This window comes from Burkholderia sp. Se-20378, from assembly GCF_017104665.1.
GTDB lineage: Bacteria > Pseudomonadota > Gammaproteobacteria > Burkholderiales > Burkholderiaceae > Burkholderia > Burkholderia lata.
In genome coordinates, this window is record NZ_JAAGPG010000101.1 from 1 (window position 1) to 21,606 (window position 21,606).

Below are 21,606 nucleotides of genomic sequence, written 5' to 3' on the forward strand. Positions count from 1 at the left end.
CCCGCGCGGACGAGCCCGCCGCACTCGTGATGACCGACAGCACGCACGACGTGGTCCTCGAAGTCAGCGTCAACGGCGAAAGCACCGCGCTGCTCGCGCACTTCCGCGAACGCGACGGCCATCTGTCGGCAAGCGGCGCCGACCTGCGCACGATCGGCTTCGCGACCGACCGGCTCGGCATCGCCGACGCGGCGACCGTCGACCTCGACACGATTCCCGGCCTGCGCTACCGCTACGACGCGGCACACCAGAGCGTCGACCTGCAGATGCCCGACACGCTGCGCCGACCGTACGCGGTCGACAGCCGCGCGCTGCCGGCGACGCAAGAGGCCAGCGCGTCGCGCGGCGTCGCGATCAACTACGAGGCGTACGCGCAGACGATCGGCGAGCGGCAGTTCTCGCTCTACACCGGCGTGCGCTACTTCGACCCGAACGGCGTGTTCAACACGACGGGCACCGCGTATTTCTACAACGGCCAGCGGCGCTATACGCGCTTCGATACGTCGTGGAGCCGCTCGGACCCGGCACGGCCGAGTACGACGCAGATCGGCGACGCGATCTCGGGATCGCTCGCGTGGACGCGCTCGGTGCGCCTCGGCGGCTTCCAGTGGCGCAGCAACTTCGCGCTGCGGCCCGATCTCGTGACGTTCCCGATTCCGTCGCTGGCGGGTTCCGCCGCCGTACCGTCGGCGGTCGACCTGTACATCAACAACGTGCGCCAGTACACCGGCAACGTGCCGAGCGGCCCGTTCATCATCCACGACGTGCCGGGCATCACCGGCGCCGGCCAGGCGACCGTCATCACGCGCGACGCGCTCGGGCGCACCGTCGCGACGTCGGTGCCGCTCTACGTCGATACGCGCATGCTGTCCGCCGGGTTGTCGAGCTATTCGTTCGAAGCCGGCTTCCTGCGCCGCAACTACGGGCTGCAGTCGTTCGACTACGACGCGCGACCGGCCGTCAGCGGCTCGATGCGGCGCGGCATCACCGATGCGCTGACTGTCGAGGGGCATGCAGAAGCGACCGGCGGCGTGGTCAACGCCGGCGTCGGCGCACTGATGCGGCTCGGCTATGCAGGCGTCGTGAGCGGCGCGGTCGCGGGCAGCGCCGGCCGCTATCCGGGCACGCAGGTGAGCGTCGGCTACCAGGTGATCGAACCGCGCTTCTCGATCAACGCGCAGACGATCCGCGCATTCGGCCGCTACGGCGACCTCGCGTCGCGCGACGGCTCGCCGGTGCCGTCGGCGACCGATCAGGCCACGCTCGCACTGCCGTTCATGCACCGCCAGACGCTGTCGCTCAGCTATATCGGCTTCCGGCTGCCGCAAGGCCCGAGCGCCCGGATCGGCACGGTGTCCTACACGTTGAGTTTCGGCGATCTCGCGTCGGTGAGCGTGAGTGCGTACCGCGACTTCGCGCAGCAGGGTGCGAACGGCGCGTTCGTATCGCTGAACATCGGGCTCGGCCGCAACACGTCGATCAATGCGACCGTCGGCCGGCAGCGCGGCCAGTCGAACTACACCGTCGACGCGAGCCGGCCGCCCGACTACGACGGCGGCTGGGGCTGGGGCGTGCAGACCGGCGGCACGGGCGCGGTGCCCTACCGGCAGGCGCAACTGCGCTATCTCGGCCATGCAGGCGAAGTCATCGCGGCCGCGCAGAACATCGACCGCCAGACCGGCGCGTCGCTCGACGTCAGCGGCGCGCTCGTCTTCATGGATCGCAGCCTGCAGGTGTCGCGCCGCATCGACGACGGCTTCGCGCTCGTGTCGACCGACGGCGTCGCGGGCATTCCGGTGCTGCACGAGAACCGCGTGATCGGCACGACCGATCGCGCGGGGCACCTGCTCGTGCCCGACCTGAACGCGTACCAGAACAACCAGATCGCGATCGACTCGATGAAGCTGCCCGCCGATGCGCGGATCGCCCGCACGTCGATGACGGTCGTGCCGCAGGCGCAGTCGGGCGTGGTCGCGCATTTCGGCGTGTCGCGCTATCGCGCGGCGTCGGTGATCCTGCGCGACGCCGCCGGCCGCCCGCTGCCGGCGGGCGCGCACGTGCATCACGCGGAAAGCGGTGCGGACACGATCGTCGGGTACGACGGACTCACGTTCATCGACGGACTGAAGGAGGACAACCACCTCGTGATCGACTACGGCACGCAGCGGTGCGTCGCGGCATTCGCGTTCACGGCGCCCGGCAACGGCACGCTGCCGACCATCGGCCCGCTCACCTGCCGGGCCGCGCCATGAGGTTCGCACTGCTCCTGTTCGTCGCCTTCGCCATGTGGTGCGGCGTGCCGCACGATGCGCAGGCCGAATCGTGCACGGCCACCGCGTCGACGGTGAGCTTCGGCTCGGTCAGCCCGATCTCGCGCGCGTCGGTCGCCGCAACCGGCACCGTCAGCATCACCTGCACGTGGTCGGCCATCACGCTGACACCGAACGTGCTCGTGTGCCTGAGTCTCGGCGGCACGAGCCCGCGCAGCCTCGTCAACGGCACCAACGCGATGCAGTACGACCTCTTTCTCGATGGCGGGCATTCCGTCGCGTGGGGCTCCATTTACTCCGGCACGACGCCGGCATCGGTGACGCTCGTCAAACCCGCGCTCGGCACGAGCGCCAGCGCCACGGTCACGATCTACGGACAGATCACGTCGAACCAGCCGACCGTGCCGACGACCGGCAACAGCACGACGACCTACTCGCAGACGTTCGGCGGCAACACGACCTCGATCAACGCGGGGTTCTACCTGCTCGGTGCGCCAAGCTGCGCGTCGCTGACGGCGTCGAACGGCACCTTCCCGTTCAGCGCGACCGCCAACGTCATCAACAACTGCAACATCAGCGCGACCAACGTCAGCTTCGGCACGGCAAGCGTGCTGTCGGGCGCGCTCGCGGCGACCGGTTCGATCACCGCGCAGTGCACCAACGGCGACGCGTGGAAGGTGGCGCTGAACGGCGGCAGCAGCGGCAGCGTGACCGCGCGCCACATGCAGCGCAGCGGCGGAGGCGGCACGATCGGCTACGGGCTTTACACGGATGCCGCACGCTCGATCGCGTGGGGCGACGGCACGGGCGGCAGCTCGACAGTCACGGGTGTCGGCACGGGTACGTCGCAGGTCGTGACCGTGTACGGCGCGGTGCCGGCGCAAACGACGCCCGCGCCCGGCAACTACAGCGACACGATCACCGCGACGATCAGTTTCTAGCGTTTGGTTCCGCAGCATGGGCAGGCGCACACGCCGCGCGCGCCGTTCAGAACGTGACGGTCCAGGTGGGGAGCACTCCTGCGCCGATGCTGCGCGGCGCCGACCGCACATCGGGCAGCGGCGCGTGACTGAGCACGAACGGCGTACCGTGCGCGCAATTGACGCTCGGCCCATCGGCATCGACGGCCGGCGGCACGCCGGGGCCGATCGTGCAGGTTTCGGGAATGGTGAGACTGACGCGCAGCGGAATCGACGGATCGGCCGCACTGGCAAGCGACCCTACGCCCAGTGCCGCGAGCGCGATCGCACTGCGTCTGATTTGGCCGGCTCTCATCGTTCGGCCCTCCTTCGTGCATCCATCCAGCATATGCGCGAATTATCGGCATGCGTGCGGAAATCTTGAGTCCGCACGCATGCGATCGGGCCCCGCCGCGCCGGTCAGCGCGCGGCGGCGAATCCGCCGAAAAACGCACGCGCGTTCGCGTCGAGGCTGTCGAGGTGATAGCCGCCTTCCTGCACGATCACCGTCGGCAACCCGAGTGCGCCGATCGCGCCGCCGAGCCGCCCGAAGCCGTCGGTCGTGACGGCCACCTGCGATTGCGGATCGTCCTTGTAGATATCGAAGCCGAGCGCGAGCACGAGTGCGTCGGGCTGGAACCGCGCGAGCGCGCGCAGCGCGTCGTCGAGCCGCTCGAAGAACGCCGACTCCGGCGCGCCGTGCGGCATCGGCAGGTTGAGGTTGAATCCGTCGCCGGCCCCCGTGCCCGTCTCTTCCTCGTAGCCCGCGACGACCGGGTAGAAGTTGGTCGGGTCGCCGTGGATCGACACGTACAGCACGTCGTCGCGGCCGTAGAAGATCTCCTGCACGCCCTGGCCGTGATGCATGTCGGTGTCGAGGATCGCGACCCGGCGGTGGCGGCCGAGCAGCGACTGCGCGGCGATCGCCGCATTGTTCAGGTAGCAGAAGCCACCGGCCGCGTCGCGGCGTGCGTGATGGCCGGGCGGCCGGCACAGCGCGTACGCTTCGCGTGCGCCGTCGTTGACGTCGGCCGCGGCCGCCAGCGCACCCTGTGCGGACCAGTACGCGGCGCGCCACGTGTTCGCACCGACCGGGCAACTGCCGTCGGCGAGGTAGCGCGCGGCTTTCGCGAGCACGCCGCGCAGCGGGTTCGGGTCGCGCACGAACACGTTCGACATCACTTCGTCGCCCCAGTCGTCGGGCATCTGCTTCCAGTCGCGGTGCGCTTCTTCCAGGAAGCGCAGGTAGTTCATGTCGTGCACGGCCGCGATCGGCGCGGTGCCGCGGTCGGCCGGCTCGCGCACGTCGAAGTCGAGCGACCGGACGGCCGCGACGAGACGCGCCGCGCGCTCGGGCACCTCCTGCGGTTCACGCATCTGGCCACGCGACAGGTAGCTGCGCGGATGGTGCAGCAACTGCTCGGGATGGAAGTAGGTTTTCATCGTTCGCCCTCGTCGGTTTTTCGTTGTGCCGATTGATCGGTTCGCCGCGTCACGCATCCTGCGTGGCGGCCACGGCAACGCCCGCTGCAACACCCGCTTCAACGCCGGCGCGTGCGAGCACCGCATGGAGCAGCACGTTCGTGCCGCGCGTCACGTCGGCAGGCAGCGCATCCTCGGCTTCGTTGTGCGACAGGCCGTCGACGCACGGGATGAACACCATCGCGGTCGGGACGCAACGCGCGAGCAGGATCGCGTCGTGCCCGGCGCCGCTGACGATCCGCTCGTTCGTGTAGCCGAACGCGGCGGCCGCCTGCGCGACCCGCTCGACGCAGTCGCGATCGAACGGCGTCGCCGGGCTGCGCCAGCAGGTGTCGATCGCGACCTGCACGCCACGCGCGGCGGCGACACGTGCGCACGCATCGCGCAAGTCGCGCTCCATCGCATCGACTTGCGCATCGTCGTGATGGCGAAGGTCGACCGTGAACGTCATCTCGCCGGCAATGGTGTTGCGCGAGGCATTGCGGATGCCGACCTGCCCGATCGTCGCGAGCCCGCGCGGCGCATAACCGGCGACGATCCGTTCGAGTTCGAGCGCCATCTGCGCACTCGCGAAATACGCATCCTTGCGATACGGCATCGGCGTCGTGCCCGCATGCGCGGCTACGCCCGTCACCGTCACGTCGAGCCAGCGGATCGCCTGCCCGCCGGTGACGATCCCGATCGTCGTGCCGTTCGCCTCGAGCACGGGCCCCTGTTCGATATGAGCTTCGAAGTACGCATCGACCGCGCCGCCCGTCGCACGCGTGCCGCGATAGCCACATGCGTCCAGCGCCGCGCCGAGCGTGACGCCGTCGGCGTCCTGCTTCGCGAGCGCATCGTCGAGCGGCAACGCGCCCGTGAACACGGCCGAGCCGAGCATCGCCGGCGCGAAGCGCGCGCCCTCCTCGTTGGTCCACGACACGATCTCCAGCGGCTTGTCGGTCGTGATGCCGGCGTCGTTCAGCGTGCGCACGAGTTCGAGCGCGGCGAGCACGCCATAGACGCCATCGAAGCGGCCGCCTTCGGGCTGCGTGTCGAGATGGCTGCCGATCAGCACCGGCGCGGCCTGCGCATCGGCGCCGTCGCGCCGCGCAAACAGGTTGCCGACCGCGTCGACGCTCACCGTCATCCCCGCGTCGCGGCACCACTGCGCGAACAGGTCGCGCCCGCGACGGTCGTCGTCGGTGAGCGCCAGGCGCCGCACGCCGCCACGCGGCGTCGCGCCGACGCGCGCCATGTCCACCAGGCTCTGCCACAAACGGGCGCCGTCGATTTCCAGCAGGTCTTTCATGTGCACTCCGGATGAATTCGTTCGTTGAGGTTCACTGCGAGCCGAGCGCTTCGGCAGCGGCCGGCCGTGCCGCACGGCGTGCGTCGAGCGCGACGATGCAGAGCAGCGAGATGCCAGCAAGACACGTGTAGAACACCGCGAGCGGCCACCACTGGCCCGCGAAGCGATGGGCGAGCCACGTGCCGACGAGCGGCGTCAGCCCGCCCGCGATCGCGCCGCAGATCTGGTAAGCGAGCGAGATCGCCGAATAGCGCACGTGCGCGGGGAACACGTCGCTGACAAAACCCGCGATCACCGAATAGAAGCCGGCCATGCAGACCACCGCGAGTGCGATGCCCGCGATCAGCGACGCGGACGTGCCGCCCTGCACGAGCATGAACATCGGATACGGCGACAGCATCGCGAGCAGCGCCGCGAGTTTCAGGAAGCGCGCGCCGCCGATGCGCTCGGCGATCCACGCGGCGATCGGCTGCGCGATGAACTGGATGATCGCGACCGCGAACAGGCTGTCGAGGATCAGCGAGCGCGACACGCCGACGTACTGCGTCGTGTACGCGATCATGAACGTGTTCGTGAAATAGACGCCCGCGATGCCGATCGTGTTCGCGCCGATGCAGAGCACCACGAGCCCCGACGCGGAGCGGAATACTTCCGCGACCGGCAGCTTCACCGTGCGGTTGGTTTCCTTCACGCGCGCGAATTCCGGCGACTCGTTCACGCCGAGCCGGATCAGGATGCCGACCACGAGCAGCACCGAACTCGCGAGAAACGGCAGGCGCCAGCCCCACGCGAGGAAGTCGGCCTTGTCCATCGACGTGACCGCACGAAACGCGATCAGCGACAGGATCAGCCCGGCCGGGCTGCCGAGCTGCGCGAACGACGCGAAGAACGTGCGGCGCCCCTGCGGCGCATGCTCGCCCGCCATCAGCACCGCGCCGCCCCATTCGCCGCCGACCGCGATCCCCTGCACCACGCGCAGCGCAACGAGCAGCACCGGCGCAAGCATGCCGACCTTCGAGTAGTCGGGCAGCAGCCCGACGCAGACGGTCGCGACGCCCATCATCATCAACGTGGTCATCAGCGCCTTCTTGCGGCCGATGCGGTCGCCGAGATGGCCGAAGATCACGCCGCCGAGCGGCCGCGCGAAGAAGCCGACCGCGAACGTCGCGAACGACGCCATCGTGCTGACGAAGCGGTCATGCGACGGGAAATAGAGTTCGCCGAACACGAGCGCGGCGGCGGTTGCGTAGATGTAGAAGTCGTACCACTCGATCATCGTGCCGATGAACGCGGCCGTCGCGGCGCGCGCCGGCTGGCGGGCGGAAGGAAGGGACTGGGTCATGCGGGCTCCTGACGCGCGCCGCAGCGAAGCGACGCGCAATATCGTGTGACGGCCGTCTGTCGCGGCCTTGTGCCGCACGCTGCGGCACCCCTCCTTTATCGGCGACCGCAAATCATTAGTCAAATTTCAAGTTATTATTCGCCGTATAAATTCAACTAATGTCGACCTCGACGCCTCGCCCGGAGATCCGATGCGCCCCGACCTCGCCCCGTTCCTGAACGACCGCCTCGACTGGAACCTGTTGCGCACGTATCTGGTGATCATCCAGGAGCGCAGCGTGAGCCGCGCGGCCGCGCGCCTGCACGTGACGCAGCCGGCCGTGAGCCAGGCATTGCGGCGGCTCGAGGACACGCTCGAACGCAAGCTGATCGAGCGGCGCGGCACGCACTTCGCGCCGACACCGGCGGGCGAAGCCGTCTACCGGATCGCGAGCGACATCTACGGCGGCATCTCGCGCCTCGAAACCGAAATCGACGACAGCACGGCCGACCTGACCGGTTCGATCCGGCTGCTGACGGTGAGCCGCATCGAGTCGCCCGTCTATGACGAATTCCTCGCGGAATTCCATCGCGCGTATCCGCGCATCGACCTGCAGATCGAAGTGATGCGCTCGTCGGACATCCTGTCTTCGCTGCTGCAGAAGACGGCCACGGCCGGGCTCGGCCTGTGCCGCACGCCGCACGACAAGCTGGAGATGCGCTGCTTCCTGCGCCAGCGCTATGCGATCTACTGCGGCCGCCATCACCGGCTGTTCGGGCAGACGCAACTGCGGATGGACGATCTGCTCGCCGAGAACTTCGTATCGTTCACGAGCGACCAGATCGGCGACAGCCTGTCGCCGCTCACCGTGTTTCGCGACCAGAAGGGCTTCACGGGGCGCATCGTCGCGTCGTCGCCGAGCCTCGAGGAAGTGCGGCGGCTGATCTTCGCAGGCTACGGGATCGGCTGCCTGCCCGAGCACATCGTGCGCGACGACATCGCGCAGCAGCGGCTGTGGCGGCTGCCGCCCGACGACGGCCTTGTCGATGTCGACGTGTTCCTGCTGTGGCATCGCGATCGCAAGATGAACGCGGCCGAGCATGCGTTTCTCGACGCGATGGAGCGCTGCATGCAGCGCTATTCGCTGGCCGAGCGATTGGGGAAGTAGCAGGCACGCCGCCGCCAGTGGCCCGTCGGCCGATCGTTCATCGCTCGGCCGCCCCGAGCGCCGTCGCCGCATAGTCCGCGAAGACCGATTCGGCCAGTGCCTTCGCGCGCATCGCGGCCGGCGACAGCGTCCGCGCGGCCAACGTCACGAGCCCAAGCCGCGCCTCGCGGCGAAACGGCGGATCGAGCGGCAGCTCGACCAGCGTCCCGCGCCGCAGCGCGTCGCGAAACGCCGCCGAATTGCCGAACACGACCATCCCGCCCACCGACGCCGCCGCCTCCACGTCGCGAAAATCGTCGCTGCGGAACGAGATCAACGCATCGAGCGAACACTCGAAGTACTCGCACAGATCGGACAGCGCCCACGGCGACAGTTCGATCGAGCCGAGCCGGTGCTGCAGCAGTTCGTCGCGCGTCACCGCGTCCCGGCGCGCAAGCGGATGGTCCGGCGTACAGAAGAAACCGCTGGGCCAGCGCGGCAACCGGGTCAGTTGCAGGTCGGCATGATCCTCGAGTTGCGCGATGTCGCCGATGAACAGATCGACGTGCTCCTCGAGCAGCCGCCGCAGCAGCGTATCGCGACGGCCGCGCTTGATGCTCACGCGCACCTGCGGCGCCTCGCGCAGGAAATGGTCCATCAGCGGCCCGGTCAGCAGGATCGCCGGCGTCGCGCCGAGCCCGATCGACAACTCGCCGAATTCACCATCCTGCATCAGCGCGAGGTCGCGCTGCAATTCCGTCGCTTCCATCACGATGCGCCGCGCGCGTTCGGCAAATACCTTGCCGTAAGGTGTCAGCGATACGCCGTTCGGATGGCGGTCGAACAGCGCGACGCCGAGCTCGGCTTCGATCGACTGGATGCTGCGGGACAGCGCAGGCTGGCTGAGGTTGACGTCGACGCTCGCGCGGCTGAACGTCAGGTGCTGGGCGAGGCCAAGCGCATGGCGAAGTTTCCGGATGTTCACGACGTTCCTCGAACGGATGACGGCAATGATTCGACCTGCCGTCGAACGGGCCGCGGCGGATGGCAAGCCCCGGCAACGGCCGCGCATCGCAGGCCGCCGCACCGCTTCGACGAAGCCGGGGCAGTCGGCCGTATATACCACCATCCCCGCACGCGAGACATCCGCATTGACCGCAGGCAGCGGGCCGCCGGGCCCATGCAAGGTCTGCATCGCCCGTCTGGTTATTCGCATTGGCCGGCGCGAATTTCTCCACATAGCATCGGTTTCAAGGGAACCCCCGTTTCCCGCCCCGAAGCAGCAGCGTGCTTCGCTACCCATTTTGCAGAGGCGACACCCGATCATGCCCATTTCCCCACCGATCCAGGCGCTGGCAGCCGACATGCGCGACTGGCGCCGGCTCATTCACAGCAAACCGGAAATCGCATTCCAGGAACGCGGTACGGCCGACTTCATCGCAACACGGTTGCGCGAATTCGGCATCGACGTGCATACCGGCGTCGGACAGACCGGCGTGGTCGGCATCGTCGACGGTACGCTCGGCGCCGGCCGCACCGTCGCCCTGCGCGCCGACATGGATGCGCTGCCGATGCGGGAACTGGGCCGCCCGGTCTACCGCTCGGTGTTCGAAGGCATCTTTCACGGCTGCGGCCACGACGGCCACGTCGCGATCCTGCTCGGCACCGCACGCCATCTCGCCGAGCATCGCCACTTCCGCGGCCGCGTGGTGCTGATCTTCCAGCCGGCCGAGGAAATCGTCTGCGGCAGCCGCGCGATGCTCGACGACGGGTTGCTCGAGCGATTCCCGTTCGACGAAATCTACAGCCTCCACAACGACCCGATGCTGCCGCCGTCGAGGATCGGCGTGCGCGTCGGCGCGCAACAGGCATCGTCCGACCGGTTTCAGATCCGGATCCACGGCATCGGCACCCACGCCGGCATGCCGCACCTCGGCATCGATCCGGTCGCGATCGGCGCGCACCTGGTTGCGATGCTGCAAACCATCGCGAGCCGGTCGGTCGATCCGCTGGAAAGCGTCGTGATCTCGATCGCGCGTTTTCACGCCGGCGACGCATTCAACGTGATTCCGCACGAAGCCGTGCTCGGCGGCACCGTGCGCGCGCTGTCGAACGACACGCGGGCATTCGCGCTCGAGCGGATGCGGGCGATCTGCGACGGCGTCGCGCTCGCCAATCGCACGCGCATCGAATTCGAATTGCTGGACGGCACGCCGGCGATCGTCAACCACGCCGACGCGGTGCAGTGCGTGATGGACGCCGCGCGCGAGGTCGTCGGGGCGGAAAACGTGATCGGCAACGTCACGCCGCTGATGGCGGGCGACGACATCGCGAACTTCCTCGACGCACGCCCCGGCTGCCACTTTCTGCTCGGCCAGGGCGGCCACATGTGCCATCACCCCGAATACGACTTCAACGACGACGTCGCGCCGATCGGCGTCGCGATGTTCGCATCGATCCTGCGGGCGCGGCTGGACGCCGGCGCCGAACCGATACGTGCCGGCCTCGACGAACGTAGCGCCCTGGCGGCCGCCGCCTCGCGCTGACGACCGCCGCCCGGACCCCGCATCGCACCATCCGGCGTTCCACGCCGCACATAACGACACGACGGATCATCCGTCCACGGAGACAGCGTCATGAGCACCACCGCGTCCGACAAGGACACCCTGATCGAGCACCGCTCGATCGAACCCGTTCCCGACAGCGAGCGCCACGGCGGCCTGCTGAGCCAGTTCACGCTGTGGGTCAGCGCCAACCTGACCGTCGTCTGCGCGGTCACCGGCGCACTCACCGTCGTGCTCGGCGGCGACGTCTTCTGGTCGATCGTCGGGCTGTTCGTCGGCCAGATCGCCGGCGGCACGATCATGGCGCTGCATGGCGCGCAGGGGCCGCAAACCGGGCTGCCGCAGATGATCCTCAGCCGCGTGCAGTTCGGCATCTACGGCGCGATCATTCCGCTCGCGCTCGTCTGCGTGATGTACATCGGCTTCCTGACGAGCGGCACGGTGCTGATGAGCCAGGCGCTCGGCCAGTTGATGCACGTGAGCCCCGCCCAGGCCATCGTGATGCTCGGCGTGGTCGTGACCTTGCTCGCGCTGTTCGGCTATCGCGCCATTCACGCGGTCGGGCGCATCTACAGCGTGGTCGGCGGGCTGATGTTCGTCTATCTGCTGTTCAGCCTGACGCGCGGCCACAACGCGACGCTGCTGTTCGACAACCGGCATTTCACGTGGCCGACCTTCCTGTTCGCGGTATCGCTGTCGGCGTCTTGGCAGATCACGTACGGCCCGTACGTCGCCGATTACTCGCGCTACCTGCCGCGCGCGACGTCGCCACTCAGGACTTTCCTGACGATCGGCTCGGGCTCCGTGCTCGGTTCCCAGATCGCGATGACGTTCGGCGTATTCGCGGCGGCGCTGGCCGGCAAGCAGTTCGCCGGACACGAAGTCGCCTATATGGTCGGCATCGGTTCGGGCGGCATCGCGCTGGTTGCGACGACGCTGTACCTGACCATCATGTTCGGCAAGCTGATCGCGTCGACGCTGTGCGTGTACGGCGGTTTCATGTCCGTCGCCACGATCTCCGCCGCGCTGCGCGGCAAGTCGTCGATCGGACTTGCCGCGCGGATCGTGCTGACCATCGCCGTCGTCGCGACCTACACGATCCTCGCGCTTGTCGCCGATCACGCGTTCCTGCGCACTTTCAGCCACTTCATCCTGTTCCTGCTGGCGTTCTTCACGCCGTGGAGTGCGATCAATCTCGTCGACTACTACTGGGTGTCGCACGAGCCGATCGACGTGTCGGCGCTGTCGGACGTCAACGGCCGCTACGGCAAGTGGAACGCGACGGGTATCGCGTGCTACGTGGTCGGCGTGCTTGCGCAGATTCCGTTCATGTCGACCGAACTCTATACGGGCCCGCTGTTTCACCTGCTCGGCGACATCGACGTGTCGTGGATCGTCGGCATGGCCTTGCCCGGCGCGCTCTACTACGCACTGACCCGCCACCGCACGCCGCGCGCTTCGCGGCATGCACAGATCGACCGCGCATGACGCGATAGAAGCGGCTTCGATCGCATTCGATTCTCCACACAATATAATCAGGATTCCGATTCATATGAAAAATCAAATCGTCCTGTCGTGCGCACTCGTGCTTTGCACGCTGAGTGCCCACGCACAGAGCAGCGTCACGCTCTACGGCGTGATCGACAGCGGCCTGTTCTATTCGACCAACCAGGGCGGCAAGCATGCAGTGCAGTTCCTGTCGTCGCCGACCGAAACGAGCGTCTGGGGCCTGCGCGGCTCGGAAGATCTCGGTGGCGGCAACAAGGTCATCTTCAAGCTCGGCTCCGCCTTCTCGACGGCCAACGGCACGGCCTGGCCGAGCGGCCGCATCTTCGGCGACTATGCATGGATCGGCCTGAGCAGCGCGAGCGCAGGCACGATCAAGCTCGGACGCATGCTCGACAGCGTGGGCGACTACCTCGGCGATTTCGCCGCAACCGGCAGCTGGGGCGGTGCGCTGTATGCGCATCCGTACGACAACGACAATCTGTGGGCAACCTACATGGTCAACAACGCCGTCAAGTATCAGAGCATCGAACTGGCAGGCGTCACGTTCGGCGGCATGTACGCGTTCAGCAACAAGGCGGGCGCCACCTCGGGCAACGGCTCCGGTTTCGCCGACAACCGGCTGTGGGCGGCCGGCCTCGCATATGAAATCGGCCGCCTGAAGCTTGCCGCTGTCTACGAGCAGCTCGACCATCCCGGTGACGATGCACCAGGTTCGCTGGGCGCCGTGGACGTGCTCGATGCGAACTTCACCGCCGCGCGCCAGCGCATCTTCGGGCTGGGTGCACACTACGCATTCGACCGGTTCGAGATCGGCTCGAACGTGACGCGCACGATCCTGGAAATGCCGACGGGCGAGTGGCAGAACCCGGCCTTCACCGGTGCGAGCGGGCTGAGCTTCAACAACTACGAACTGAATGCGACGTTCCATGCAACGGCCGCGGTCGACGTGAAAGGCGCGTACACCTATACGACCGCAAGCGTGGACGGCAAGCATCCGCACTGGAACCAGTTCGGCCTGCTCGCCGAGTACGCACTGTCCAAGCGCACGCAGGTGTACCTGGACGCCGTCTACCAGCGCGTACACGGCGACGACACGCCGTTTTCGCAAGCCCAGATCAATACGCTGTCACCTGCGTCAGGCAACACGCAGGCCCTGGTCGGCATGGGTATCCGGCATCGATTCTGAGCGTCTGCATGGCGACCCGCACGCGTACCAACGATGCCGACGCGCGCGTGTCGCGATGCGCGCCGCGATCATGCCGTCCGCCGACCCGGCATGACCGCGGCGCTACACGTCCTTCAGAACCGGTGAACGATACCCAGCTGCACGCCGCGTGCGTTCGCCCCCGGATACGCGAGCGGCAGGCCGGGGTTCGCCGCACCGGCGAGCGTATAGCCGGCCTGGTTGCGGTTGCGCAGGTACGACAGCGCGCCGTAGAAGCTCGTGCGCTTCGACAGGTCGTACTCGTACATCAGCCCGAACTGGTCCGCATTGTTGCCCTGCGACGACTGGTCGTGCAGATACGCGTAGCCGAGCGCCACGTAGCTCGCCGGATTGAACTGGTATTTGACCGACAGCCCGTAGACGCGCGAATCGATGCCGAGATCGGCCCACTTCACCGCGGAGAAGCCGCCGTACACGGTGGCCTTGCCGATCTCGTACGACGCGCCGGCCATGATCGTGCGATCGGTGGTGGTCGCCGTCGCGTTCTTCAGCCACTGGCCCGCGACGAACGCGCCGAATGGCCCGTGTTCGTAGGTCAGGTCGAACTGCTGGCTCGAGCCTGCCGAGCGCACGCCGCCCGCATCGCCGAACCCGAAGTACACCCCGCCCTGGAAGCCCGCGATCTCCGGGCTCTGGTACGACAGCGTGTTGCTGGTGCGGAACGCGAACACGGTCAGGTTGTCCATGCCGGACGCCTGCGTGACGCCACCGAACGCATCCTGTCCGCCCTGGTCGTTGAACAGCGGCGAATTCTGGCGGCCCGCGCGCACCTTGCCCCACTGCCCCGCGATGCCGACCCACGCCTGCCGGTTGAACATGCTGCCCGAACTCGCGAGCGAACCGTCGTTCGGGTTGAAGCCGTTCTCCAGCGCGAACTCGATCTTCTGCCCGCCGCCGATATCCTCGCCGCCCTTCAGCCCGAACCGGCTGCCCCACTGGCCGCCCGAATTGATCGCCGCCGTATAGCCGTTGCCCGTATTCACGTACTGCGCGAACTCGTCGATCACGCCGTACAGCGTGACGCCGTCCTGCGCGAACGCGGCGCCCGGTCCGGCGACGCACGCCACCGCGACCGTCATGCGAACACCGGCGTGCGTCATCCACGCCCGGGAATCGCTCCCGCGGGCCGTCATTTGTTTAGTCATACTATTCAATGGTCAGAGAATGAAACGACACCGTGCGCGGCAGTCGCGCCGCACCGGCATCGCGGGAAAGGAAACGTGGGGAGGCGCCCGGCGCAGGCAGCGCCCGGCTCGCGCGACGGTCAGGCCGGCAGCCGGCCGGCCCGATGCGCGTGACGTGTCGTCAGTGGTGAACTTCGCCGCGTTCGAGCGGCAGGATCAGGCGTTCGGGAATGCTGCGGCGGGACGCGCGCGCGCCGATGTAATACAGCACGGCGGGCACGACCAGGCCGAGGATCCACGAGATGTCGGTGCCGCCGAGCGCGTCGACGAGCGGCCCCGTGTAGATGTGCGTCGACATGAACGGAAACTGCACGAGGATGCCGACCACGTAGATCGTGATCGCCATCACGTTCCAGCGGCCGTAGCGGCCGTCCGGATCGGACAGCGCCGGCACGTCGTAGCGGGAGCGCGTGAAGCAGTAGTAGTCGACCAGGTTGATCGCGCTCCACGGCGTGAAGAACGCGAGCAGGAACAGGATGAACGCGGTGAATTCCTTCAGGAACGAATGGCGGCCCGCGAGCGCGATGAGCGTCGATACGCAGATCATCCCGAAGATGTAGACGAGGCGGCTGCGCGACGACACGGCGCCCTTGCCGCGGAAGCCGCTGACGATCGTCGCCATCGACATGAAGCTGCCGTACGCGTTGAGCGCCGTCACCGTCACCTTGCCGAACGCGATGCTGAAGTACAGCAGCGCGGCCACGGCGCCCGTCGAACCAAGGCCGACGATATACGACACCTCATGGTGCGCGAACTGGCTGCCGGCCAGTGCCGCGGCAAACACGCCGAACACCATCGCCGCCTGCGCACCGATCACCGAGCCCAGGCCGACCGCGACGAACGTCGCGACCGACGACGTCGAGCGCGGCAGGTAGCGCGAATAGTCGGCGACGTACGGGCCGAACGCGATCTGCCACGACGCGGACAGCGACATCGACAGCAGGAAGCTGGCGAGCGAGAAATGCTTGTTCGCGAGCAGCGCGCCGATATCGTGGTTCGCGAACAGCTGCGTGAACATGTAGACGAACGCGGCGATGCCGACCACGCTCGCGATCCGGCCGACGGCATGGATCGCGCGATAGCCGAACACGGTCAGCACGACGATCACGGCCGCGAACAGCAGGATGCCGGCCGCGTCGTCGACGTGCAGCAGCTGTGCGACGGCCTGCCCGGCCAGCACCGAGCCGCTTGCGGAAAAGCCGATATACATCAGGCACACGAGCACGATCGGGATCATCGCGCCGTAGACGCCGAACTGCACGCGGCTCGAGATCATCTGCGGCAGCCCGAGCTGCGGCCCCTGCGCGCCATGCAGCGCCATCACCGTGCCGCCGATGAGCTGGCCGAGCAGCAGCGCGACCAGCGACCAGAACACGTCGCCGCCGAGCACCACGGCGAGTGCGCCCGTGACGATGGCCGTGATCTGCATGTTGGCCGACAGCCACAGCGTGAACTGGCTCAGCAAGCCGCCGTGGCGCTCGGCGTCGGGAATGAAGTCGATCGAACGGACTTCGATCAGGCCGCCGGCTTTTCCACTGGGATTCGTTGACACGGGGAAATCTCCAAAATACTCAGGACCACAAATGGTTTGAACGAGACGGGACGCTGCGAGCCGCCCTTTCGGCTCTGCGGGTGCGGGGCGCCGTGGATCGCCGGCATGCGCCACGCACGCACGGTCTGCGCACTGGCGCGCAAGCGGCACGACGTGTGCCGACATTGCCAGCGGATGATCTTGTATATACAACTTGCGAGGTATCGGTGATTACCCGGTATCGGTCCATTTTAGAAATCGTCCGAATAATGGGGATACGTTCGACCCGTTCAGCCGAAAGTTGGATGTCGGAATAATGAAAGCTCAGGTGCGCGCGGGCGGCGCCTGGTCGGGCTCGGCCGTCATGTCGGCGGCGGGAAGCAGGTTCAGCATGCATCGGGCTGCCTCGACGTCACGCCCGTGCAGCCATTCGTCGTAGTCGTCGCGGCGCAGCATCACGACGCCCCGCTTCTCTTCGCCGGGCCGATGCATCCGCGCGAACAGCGGGTGCGTGTCCGCGTTGACCGTGAGCATCGCCATGCCCACGCGTTCGCCGCCGTCGTCGCCTTCGTAGCGCCGCCAGATGCCGGCGACGCAGCACGGTTGCCAGCCGTCGACGCCGATCCGCTGCCACACGTTGCGACCGGTTTCGTAGCAGGGTTCGAAGATCCAGCGCACCGGAATCAGGCAGCGCTGGCCGTTGCGCCACGCGTTGCCGTAGAGCCGCGACGAGCCGACCGTTTCCGCCCGTGCGTTGACCGTGTCGAGCTTCTTCTTTTTACGGCCGTTCTCGTCGAGCCGCTCGGGCTGCATGAATTTCGGCCAGAAGCCGAACACGGCCGCGACGACTTCGAGGCCGTCGCCAGCGGCGCGCGCAATCGGCGCCGCGTAGTCGGGATACACGTCGGGCGCCCACGGGTCGCGGCGATACAGATCGCCGATGCCGATCTTCAGTTCGCTGATGCCCGGGTCTTCGTCAGGGGCGCGGTAATGGGTGCACACGGCTCGGCGGACGGTGGAAGTAATGTTTCCATCGTAGGCCAGCGTGGGTGCCGTGGTCGCGCTATTGTTTGGTATGACGAAACAGTTTTACGAATCGATGATGCGTCGGGCGTAGCCCGACGCGTGCCATCACGCGTGCTGTCCGATCCGCAGCGTCAGGATCTCGTCGCCCGCGTCGTCGAGCGTCCCGGTCGGCGTCCAGCCCAGATGCCGGTAGAAGCCGTGCGAGCGCGACGCGGGATCGGCCGAGCACCCGAGAAACAGCGATGTGAAACCGTTCGCCGCGAACGCGTCGATCACCTGCCGCAACAGCCGCTTGCCGATTCCCGCCCCCTCGTACTCGGGCAGGATCGCGAGCACGACGATCTCGCCCGAAGCGGTGTCGCCGAAGCAGTAGCCGACCATGCGCCCGTCCGCACAGCAGACGTAGCCCAGGAACAGGCCGTCGCGGATCCCGTCGCCCCAGCTTTCGACGGTGATGCCGAGGTCGCGCAGTTGCGCGTCGGTGAATGCGTTCTCGCGCGTCCTGCCGCGCAGTGCGATGCACGCGGCCGCATCGTCGGCAACGGCCTTTCGCCAGGTGAGTTCAGTCATCGTTCGATTTTTCCATGGTCCGCCGCCGGCGCGATGCATACAGGCAGATCAGCTCCAGCGCGATCGTCGCGCCGGCCAGCGACGTGATTTCCGCATGATCATACGGCGGCGACACTTCGACCACATCCATGCCGACCAGGTTGATGCCTTCGAGGTGACGCAGGATCTCGAACGCCTGATGGCTCGACAGCCCGCCCGAGACCGGCGTACCCGTGCCCGGCGCGAACGCCGGATCGAGGCAGTCGATGTCGAACGTCAGATACACGGGATGGTCGCCGACCCGCTCGCGAATGCGCGCGGCGATCGCAGCGGGCGTCGATGCATGCACCTGGCGCGCATCCTGGATGTCGAAGCCCATCGGCTCGTCGTTGGTCGTCCGGATGCCGATCTGCGCCGACCGTTCGGGGACGACCCACCCTTCCCGCGCCGCGTGATAGAACATCGTGCCGTGGTCGATGCGCTTCACGTCGCGGTCGGGCCACGTGTCGGTATGCGCATCGAAATGCACGAGCGACAGCGGCCCGTGCACCTTCGCATGCGCCTTCAGCAGCGGATACGTGATGAAGTGATCGCCGCCGAGCGTCAGCATCGCGCAGCCGCGCGCGAGGATCGCATCGGCATGCCGCTCGATCGCGCCCGGCACCGATTCGGGCTGCCCGAGATCGAATGCGCAATCGCCGTAGTCGACCGCGGCCAGCACGTCGAACGGATCGAACGACCACGGCCACGGGCGCTCCCACGCGATGCCCGTCGAGGCGATCCGCAACCCGCGCGGGCCGAAGCGCGTGCCGGGCCGGTGCGATGCGGCGGAATCGAACGGCACGCCGGTGATCGCGAGGTCGACGCCGTTCAGGTCGCGGCTGAAACGCCGGCGCATGAAGCTCGTCGCGCCCGCGAAGGTCGGTTCGGCCTGCGTGCCGTAGAGGCTGTCGCGCGTGAATGCGAAATCGTTCTGGCTCATCGTCGGATTCCTGTCGGGTGGGGGACGGCCGCGCGGCTGGCGACCTCGTGCCCGATTCTGCCGCCACGGCATCCGACGAAAAATATGAACTAACATAAGCCGACTTCACGAAACGCGATGTATCGCCATGCTGACCCGATTGAGAGACATGGATTTGCAGTTGCTGCGGCTCTTTCTGACGATCGTCGAAAGCGGCGGCTTCAGCGCCGCGCAGGGCACGCTCGGGATGGCGCCGTCGACGATCAGCACGCAGATGGCCAAGCTCGAGACGCGCCTCGGGTTCCGGCTGTGCGATCGCGGCAAGAGCGGCTTCCGGCTGACGCCGAAGGGCGAACGCGTGCTGCAGTCGACGCGGCGGCTCCTGCATGCGATGGACGTGTTCACGCGCGATACGCAGCACGTATCGGGCACGTTGCTCGGCGAATTGCGCATCGGGCTGTCCGAGCGGCTCGCCCCGGACGTCGTCGAATCGATCGCGGCTGGAGTCGGCGGTTTCCGCGAACGGGCGCCGGACGTGCTGATCGAGATGATCGCGGTGCCGCCCGACGACCTGGAGCGCCGGCTGCTGAAAGGCGAACTGCAGCTCGCGATCGGCTACTTCTCCGGCCACCAGGCCGGCCTGCACTACGCACCGCTGTTCGTCGAGCACCAGTCGCTGCACTGCGGCGCCCGGCATCCGCTGTTTGCGAAAAAGACCGTATCGGTCAACGACATCGCGAACGCGAGCAACGTCGCGCGGCTCTACAAGACGAATACGTCGGGTGCGGCGCTGCGCAACGCGCAACCGACCGCGTTCTCCGAAAACGTCGACGCCGACGTGATCTTCATCCTGTCCGGCGCGCATATCGGCTTCCTGCCCGACCACGTCGCGGCGCCCTGGGTTGCCGCGGGCAAGATGCGACGGCTGCTCCCGAGCAAGCTGAGCCATACGGTCGAATTCCAGCTGGCGACACCGCGGAACTGCGACGGCAGCGAAGCGCTGGAGGCGTTCACCGCGGCGCTCGCCGAACAATTCGGCGGGCTCGACGGCTTCGCAGATCAGTGACGGGCGAGCGCCGCCCGTGTTGCGTCAGACGAGCTGGTCCGACGCGATGACCTGCACGCCCAGCCGCGCGGCGATTGCCGCGTCGAGCATCGCGCGGGCGATCCGCGACGCGGGATTCACGCGCCACTTCGCCGGCAACACGGGGCCGGCCACGTTCAACGCGGACACCAGCAGCCGCTCGCCGAACCTGAATTCGTCGCGGCTGCCGCCGATCAGGCCGGGCCGCACATAAGTGAGCGACGCGAACCCGACACCGGCGAGCGCCTGCTCGACCTCGCCCTTCACGCGGTTGTAGAAGATGCGCGACGCCGAATCCGCGCCGAGTGCGGAATTCAGCACGTAAGCCGGTGTGCCGTAACGGTGCGCGAGCCGCGCGACCGCGAGCGGATAGTCGTGGTCGACGCGCCGGAATGCCGCCTGAGAGCCGGCGGCGCGCATCGTGGTGCCGAGCGCGCAGATCACGGCATCGGCGTGCCACCAGTCGGCCGCGTCGGGCAGATGATCGAAATCGACCTCGAGCGCGCGCATCTTCGGGTGCGGCGACAACGGGCGGCGCGCGAGGACGATCACCTGATCGACCCGCGCATCGGCGAGCGCGACTTCGAGGACGTGACGCCCGACGAGTCCGGTCGCGCCGACGAGCAGCAATTTCATGTCCGGTTCTTCCGTGTGGAGCCTGCGTTGGCGAGCCAGGAACGGCCCGGTTTCCGGCTTCCCACATGATCGTCGGCCGACTCGGCGCCGACAACCTTGCAACATCTCTAAAAGTTACAGACCACGCTCAATCCATATCTCTGAATTGATGCGGCGCGCCATCGGCCGCCGTTCACCCACGCTTCAATTCGTCGCACTTTCCACTTTGTTTCGCAATTTTCATCGCACCCTATCTCTCCAAACACCTTTTTCTTCGACATTTGTACGATAAATAATGTCAAACAATGAAAGAAAGTGCGTCCATTTTTCGTTGTTTTACATTACAAATACATTTCATTCTGTAAGATTCATCTCATTCGTTATCTCTTAATTCACCCGGGAACGCCCATCCAGCTGTCTTAATTCCTCAAGTCATCGTATCGCGGTGCGGCGTCCTCTTTTTTCCGAGACAGACTATGAACCGCACTTTCCGTACGATCTGGAACGACGCACTGGGCGCCTGGGTCGCCACCTCCGAAACCACCCGCGCCAACGGCAAGAAGACCTCGAGCAAGGTGTCGGCGTCCGCTCGCGTGGCCGCCACCCTCTCCGTGGTCGCAGCCGTCGTCGCACCGCTGGACGCCGCGGCGCAAGCGGCGCAACCCGGCACGACGTCCTACTACAGCGTGAACGACGGCGGCAGCGCGGGCGCGAACGTCAACAACGACGGCGCAACGGGCCTGAACGCACTTGCAGCCGGCGTCAACGCGGCGGCAGCGGGCGATGCCGACATTGCGATCGGTTCGGGCGCGACCAGCAGCAGCGGCTCGACGGGCGCAGGCAACATCGCGATCGGCCAGGATGCGCAGGCCCTGACGCCTGGCGGCG

19 protein-coding genes are annotated in these 21,606 nt (G+C 67.1%); 8 read left to right on the plus strand and 11 right to left on the minus strand.

Annotated features, from left to right (window positions below):
- Window positions 1-2,252, plus strand: a 2,252-nt coding sequence (locus G3N93_RS13635; protein WP_206133240.1) for a fimbria/pilus outer membrane usher protein, incomplete at its 5' end; no start/stop codon positions are given.
- Window positions 2,249-3,211, plus strand: a complete 963-nt coding sequence (locus G3N93_RS13640; protein ID WP_174934917.1) for a spore coat U domain-containing protein — start codon at window positions 2,249-2,251, stop codon at window positions 3,209-3,211. The genes G3N93_RS13635 and G3N93_RS13640, both read left to right, overlap by 4 nt.
- A gap of 46 nt (window positions 3,212-3,257) precedes the next feature.
- Here G3N93_RS13640 and G3N93_RS13645 read toward each other — a convergent pair whose 3' ends face one another.
- The 4 genes from G3N93_RS13645 to G3N93_RS13660 all read right to left on the minus strand — a co-directional run bounded on the left by G3N93_RS13645 (window position 3,258) and on the right by G3N93_RS13660 (window position 7,344).
- Window positions 3,258-3,545: a hypothetical protein gene (locus G3N93_RS13645; protein ID WP_174934919.1), complete on the minus strand. Its 288-nt coding sequence runs from the start codon at window positions 3,543-3,545 to the stop codon at window positions 3,258-3,260.
- Between the two features lie 104 nt (window positions 3,546-3,649).
- Complete coding sequence (locus G3N93_RS13650; protein ID WP_089445302.1) at window positions 3,650-4,672, minus strand: histone deacetylase family protein; 1,023 nt, start codon at window positions 4,670-4,672, stop codon at window positions 3,650-3,652.
- 49 nt (window positions 4,673-4,721) lie between these two features.
- Window positions 4,722-6,002: a Zn-dependent hydrolase gene (locus G3N93_RS13655; protein WP_206133241.1), complete on the minus strand. Its 1,281-nt coding sequence runs from the start codon at window positions 6,000-6,002 to the stop codon at window positions 4,722-4,724.
- A gap of 31 nt (window positions 6,003-6,033) precedes the next feature.
- Window positions 6,034-7,344: an MFS transporter gene (locus G3N93_RS13660; protein ID WP_206133242.1), complete on the minus strand. Its 1,311-nt coding sequence runs from the start codon at window positions 7,342-7,344 to the stop codon at window positions 6,034-6,036.
- Between the two features lie 190 nt (window positions 7,345-7,534).
- On the opposite strand from G3N93_RS13660, the gene G3N93_RS13665 reads away from it, so the two are divergent.
- The gene (locus G3N93_RS13665; protein WP_011351555.1) at window positions 7,535-8,491 is read left to right on the plus strand and encodes a LysR family transcriptional regulator; all 957 of its coding nucleotides are present in this window, start codon (window positions 7,535-7,537) and stop codon (window positions 8,489-8,491) included.
- 37 nt (window positions 8,492-8,528) lie between these two features.
- On the opposite strand, the gene G3N93_RS13670 is transcribed toward G3N93_RS13665, so the two are convergent.
- Entirely contained in the window at window positions 8,529-9,455 is a 927-nt protein-coding gene (locus tag G3N93_RS13670) for a LysR family transcriptional regulator (RefSeq protein ID WP_206133243.1), read from the minus strand.
- A gap of 340 nt (window positions 9,456-9,795) precedes the next feature.
- On the opposite strand from G3N93_RS13670, the gene G3N93_RS13675 reads away from it, so the two are divergent.
- The 3 genes from G3N93_RS13675 (at window position 9,796) to G3N93_RS13685 (ending at window position 13,729) form a co-directional block, all read left to right on the plus strand.
- Window positions 9,796-11,016 carry an amidohydrolase gene (locus G3N93_RS13675; RefSeq protein WP_206133244.1) on the plus strand — a complete coding sequence of 407 codons (1,221 nt, stop codon included), beginning with the start codon at window positions 9,796-9,798 and terminating at the stop codon, window positions 11,014-11,016.
- A gap of 90 nt (window positions 11,017-11,106) precedes the next feature.
- Window positions 11,107-12,522, plus strand: coding sequence for a cytosine permease (locus tag G3N93_RS13680; RefSeq protein ID WP_206133245.1), 1,416 nt, complete (start codon window positions 11,107-11,109; stop codon window positions 12,520-12,522).
- 64 nt (window positions 12,523-12,586) lie between these two features.
- Complete coding sequence (locus G3N93_RS13685) at window positions 12,587-13,729, plus strand: porin (protein WP_206133246.1); 1,143 nt, start codon at window positions 12,587-12,589, stop codon at window positions 13,727-13,729.
- Window positions 13,730-13,842: 113 nt separating this feature from the next.
- Here the strand turns inward: G3N93_RS13685 and G3N93_RS13690 are convergent, their stop codons facing one another.
- From G3N93_RS13690 to speB, 5 genes are all read right to left on the minus strand, one after another.
- On the minus strand, window positions 13,843-14,913 hold the full coding sequence (locus G3N93_RS13690) for a porin (RefSeq protein ID WP_206133247.1): 1,071 nt from the start codon (window positions 14,911-14,913) through the stop codon (window positions 13,843-13,845).
- 160 nt (window positions 14,914-15,073) lie between these two features.
- Window positions 15,074-16,504, minus strand: a complete 1,431-nt coding sequence (locus tag G3N93_RS13695; protein WP_174934933.1) for a cytosine permease — start codon at window positions 16,502-16,504, stop codon at window positions 15,074-15,076.
- Window positions 16,505-16,807: 303 nt separating this feature from the next.
- Window positions 16,808-17,485, minus strand: coding sequence for an SOS response-associated peptidase family protein (locus G3N93_RS13700; RefSeq protein WP_206133248.1), 678 nt, complete (start codon window positions 17,483-17,485; stop codon window positions 16,808-16,810).
- 129 nt (window positions 17,486-17,614) lie between these two features.
- On the minus strand, window positions 17,615-18,079 hold the full coding sequence (locus tag G3N93_RS13705; protein WP_206133249.1) for a GNAT family N-acetyltransferase: 465 nt from the start codon (window positions 18,077-18,079) through the stop codon (window positions 17,615-17,617).
- Entirely contained in the window at window positions 18,072-19,040 is a 969-nt protein-coding gene (gene speB / locus G3N93_RS13710; protein WP_206133250.1) for an agmatinase, read from the minus strand. The genes G3N93_RS13705 and speB overlap by 8 nt, the downstream gene beginning before the upstream one ends.
- Before the next feature lie 127 nt (window positions 19,041-19,167).
- Here speB and G3N93_RS13715 point away from each other — a divergent pair, with 127 nt between their 5' ends.
- Complete coding sequence (locus tag G3N93_RS13715; RefSeq protein WP_206133251.1) at window positions 19,168-20,085, plus strand: LysR family transcriptional regulator; 918 nt, start codon at window positions 19,168-19,170, stop codon at window positions 20,083-20,085.
- 24 nt (window positions 20,086-20,109) lie between these two features.
- Here the strand turns inward: G3N93_RS13715 and G3N93_RS13720 are convergent, their stop codons facing one another.
- Window positions 20,110-20,739, minus strand: a complete 630-nt coding sequence (locus G3N93_RS13720) for an NAD(P)H-binding protein (RefSeq protein WP_206133252.1) — start codon at window positions 20,737-20,739, stop codon at window positions 20,110-20,112.
- A 455-nt stretch (window positions 20,740-21,194) separates the two neighbouring features.
- Between G3N93_RS13720 and G3N93_RS42220 the strand changes: the two genes are divergently transcribed.
- Window positions 21,195-21,606, plus strand: a 412-nt coding sequence (locus tag G3N93_RS42220) for an ESPR domain-containing protein (protein ID WP_206133253.1), incomplete at its 3' end; no start/stop codon positions are given.

Coding starts and splice junctions, on each gene's coding strand:
- G3N93_RS13640 (WP_174934917.1), top strand. CDS start 2,249: ATGAGGTTCGCACTGCTCCTGTTCGTCGCCTTCGCCATGTGGTGCGGC.
- G3N93_RS13645 (WP_174934919.1), bottom strand. CDS start 3,545: ATGAGAGCCGGCCAAATCAGACGCAGTGCGATCGCGCTCGCGGCACTG.
- G3N93_RS13650 (WP_089445302.1), bottom strand. CDS start 4,672: ATGAAAACCTACTTCCATCCCGAGCAGTTGCTGCACCATCCGCGCAGC.
- G3N93_RS13655 (WP_206133241.1), bottom strand. CDS start 6,002: ATGAAAGACCTGCTGGAAATCGACGGCGCCCGTTTGTGGCAGAGCCTG.
- G3N93_RS13660 (WP_206133242.1), bottom strand. CDS start 7,344: ATGACCCAGTCCCTTCCTTCCGCCCGCCAGCCGGCGCGCGCCGCGACG.
- G3N93_RS13665 (WP_011351555.1), top strand. CDS start 7,535: ATGCGCCCCGACCTCGCCCCGTTCCTGAACGACCGCCTCGACTGGAAC.
- G3N93_RS13675 (WP_206133244.1), top strand. CDS start 9,796: ATGCCCATTTCCCCACCGATCCAGGCGCTGGCAGCCGACATGCGCGAC.
- G3N93_RS13680 (WP_206133245.1), top strand. CDS start 11,107: ATGAGCACCACCGCGTCCGACAAGGACACCCTGATCGAGCACCGCTCG.
- G3N93_RS13685 (WP_206133246.1), top strand. CDS start 12,587: ATGAAAAATCAAATCGTCCTGTCGTGCGCACTCGTGCTTTGCACGCTG.
- G3N93_RS13690 (WP_206133247.1), bottom strand. CDS start 14,913: ATGACTAAACAAATGACGGCCCGCGGGAGCGATTCCCGGGCGTGGATG.
- G3N93_RS13705 (WP_206133249.1), bottom strand. CDS start 18,079: ATGACTGAACTCACCTGGCGAAAGGCCGTTGCCGACGATGCGGCCGCG.
- speB (WP_206133250.1), bottom strand. CDS start 19,040: ATGAGCCAGAACGATTTCGCATTCACGCGCGACAGCCTCTACGGCACG.
- G3N93_RS13715 (WP_206133251.1), top strand. CDS start 19,168: ATGCTGACCCGATTGAGAGACATGGATTTGCAGTTGCTGCGGCTCTTT.
- G3N93_RS13720 (WP_206133252.1), bottom strand. CDS start 20,739: ATGAAATTGCTGCTCGTCGGCGCGACCGGACTCGTCGGGCGTCACGTC.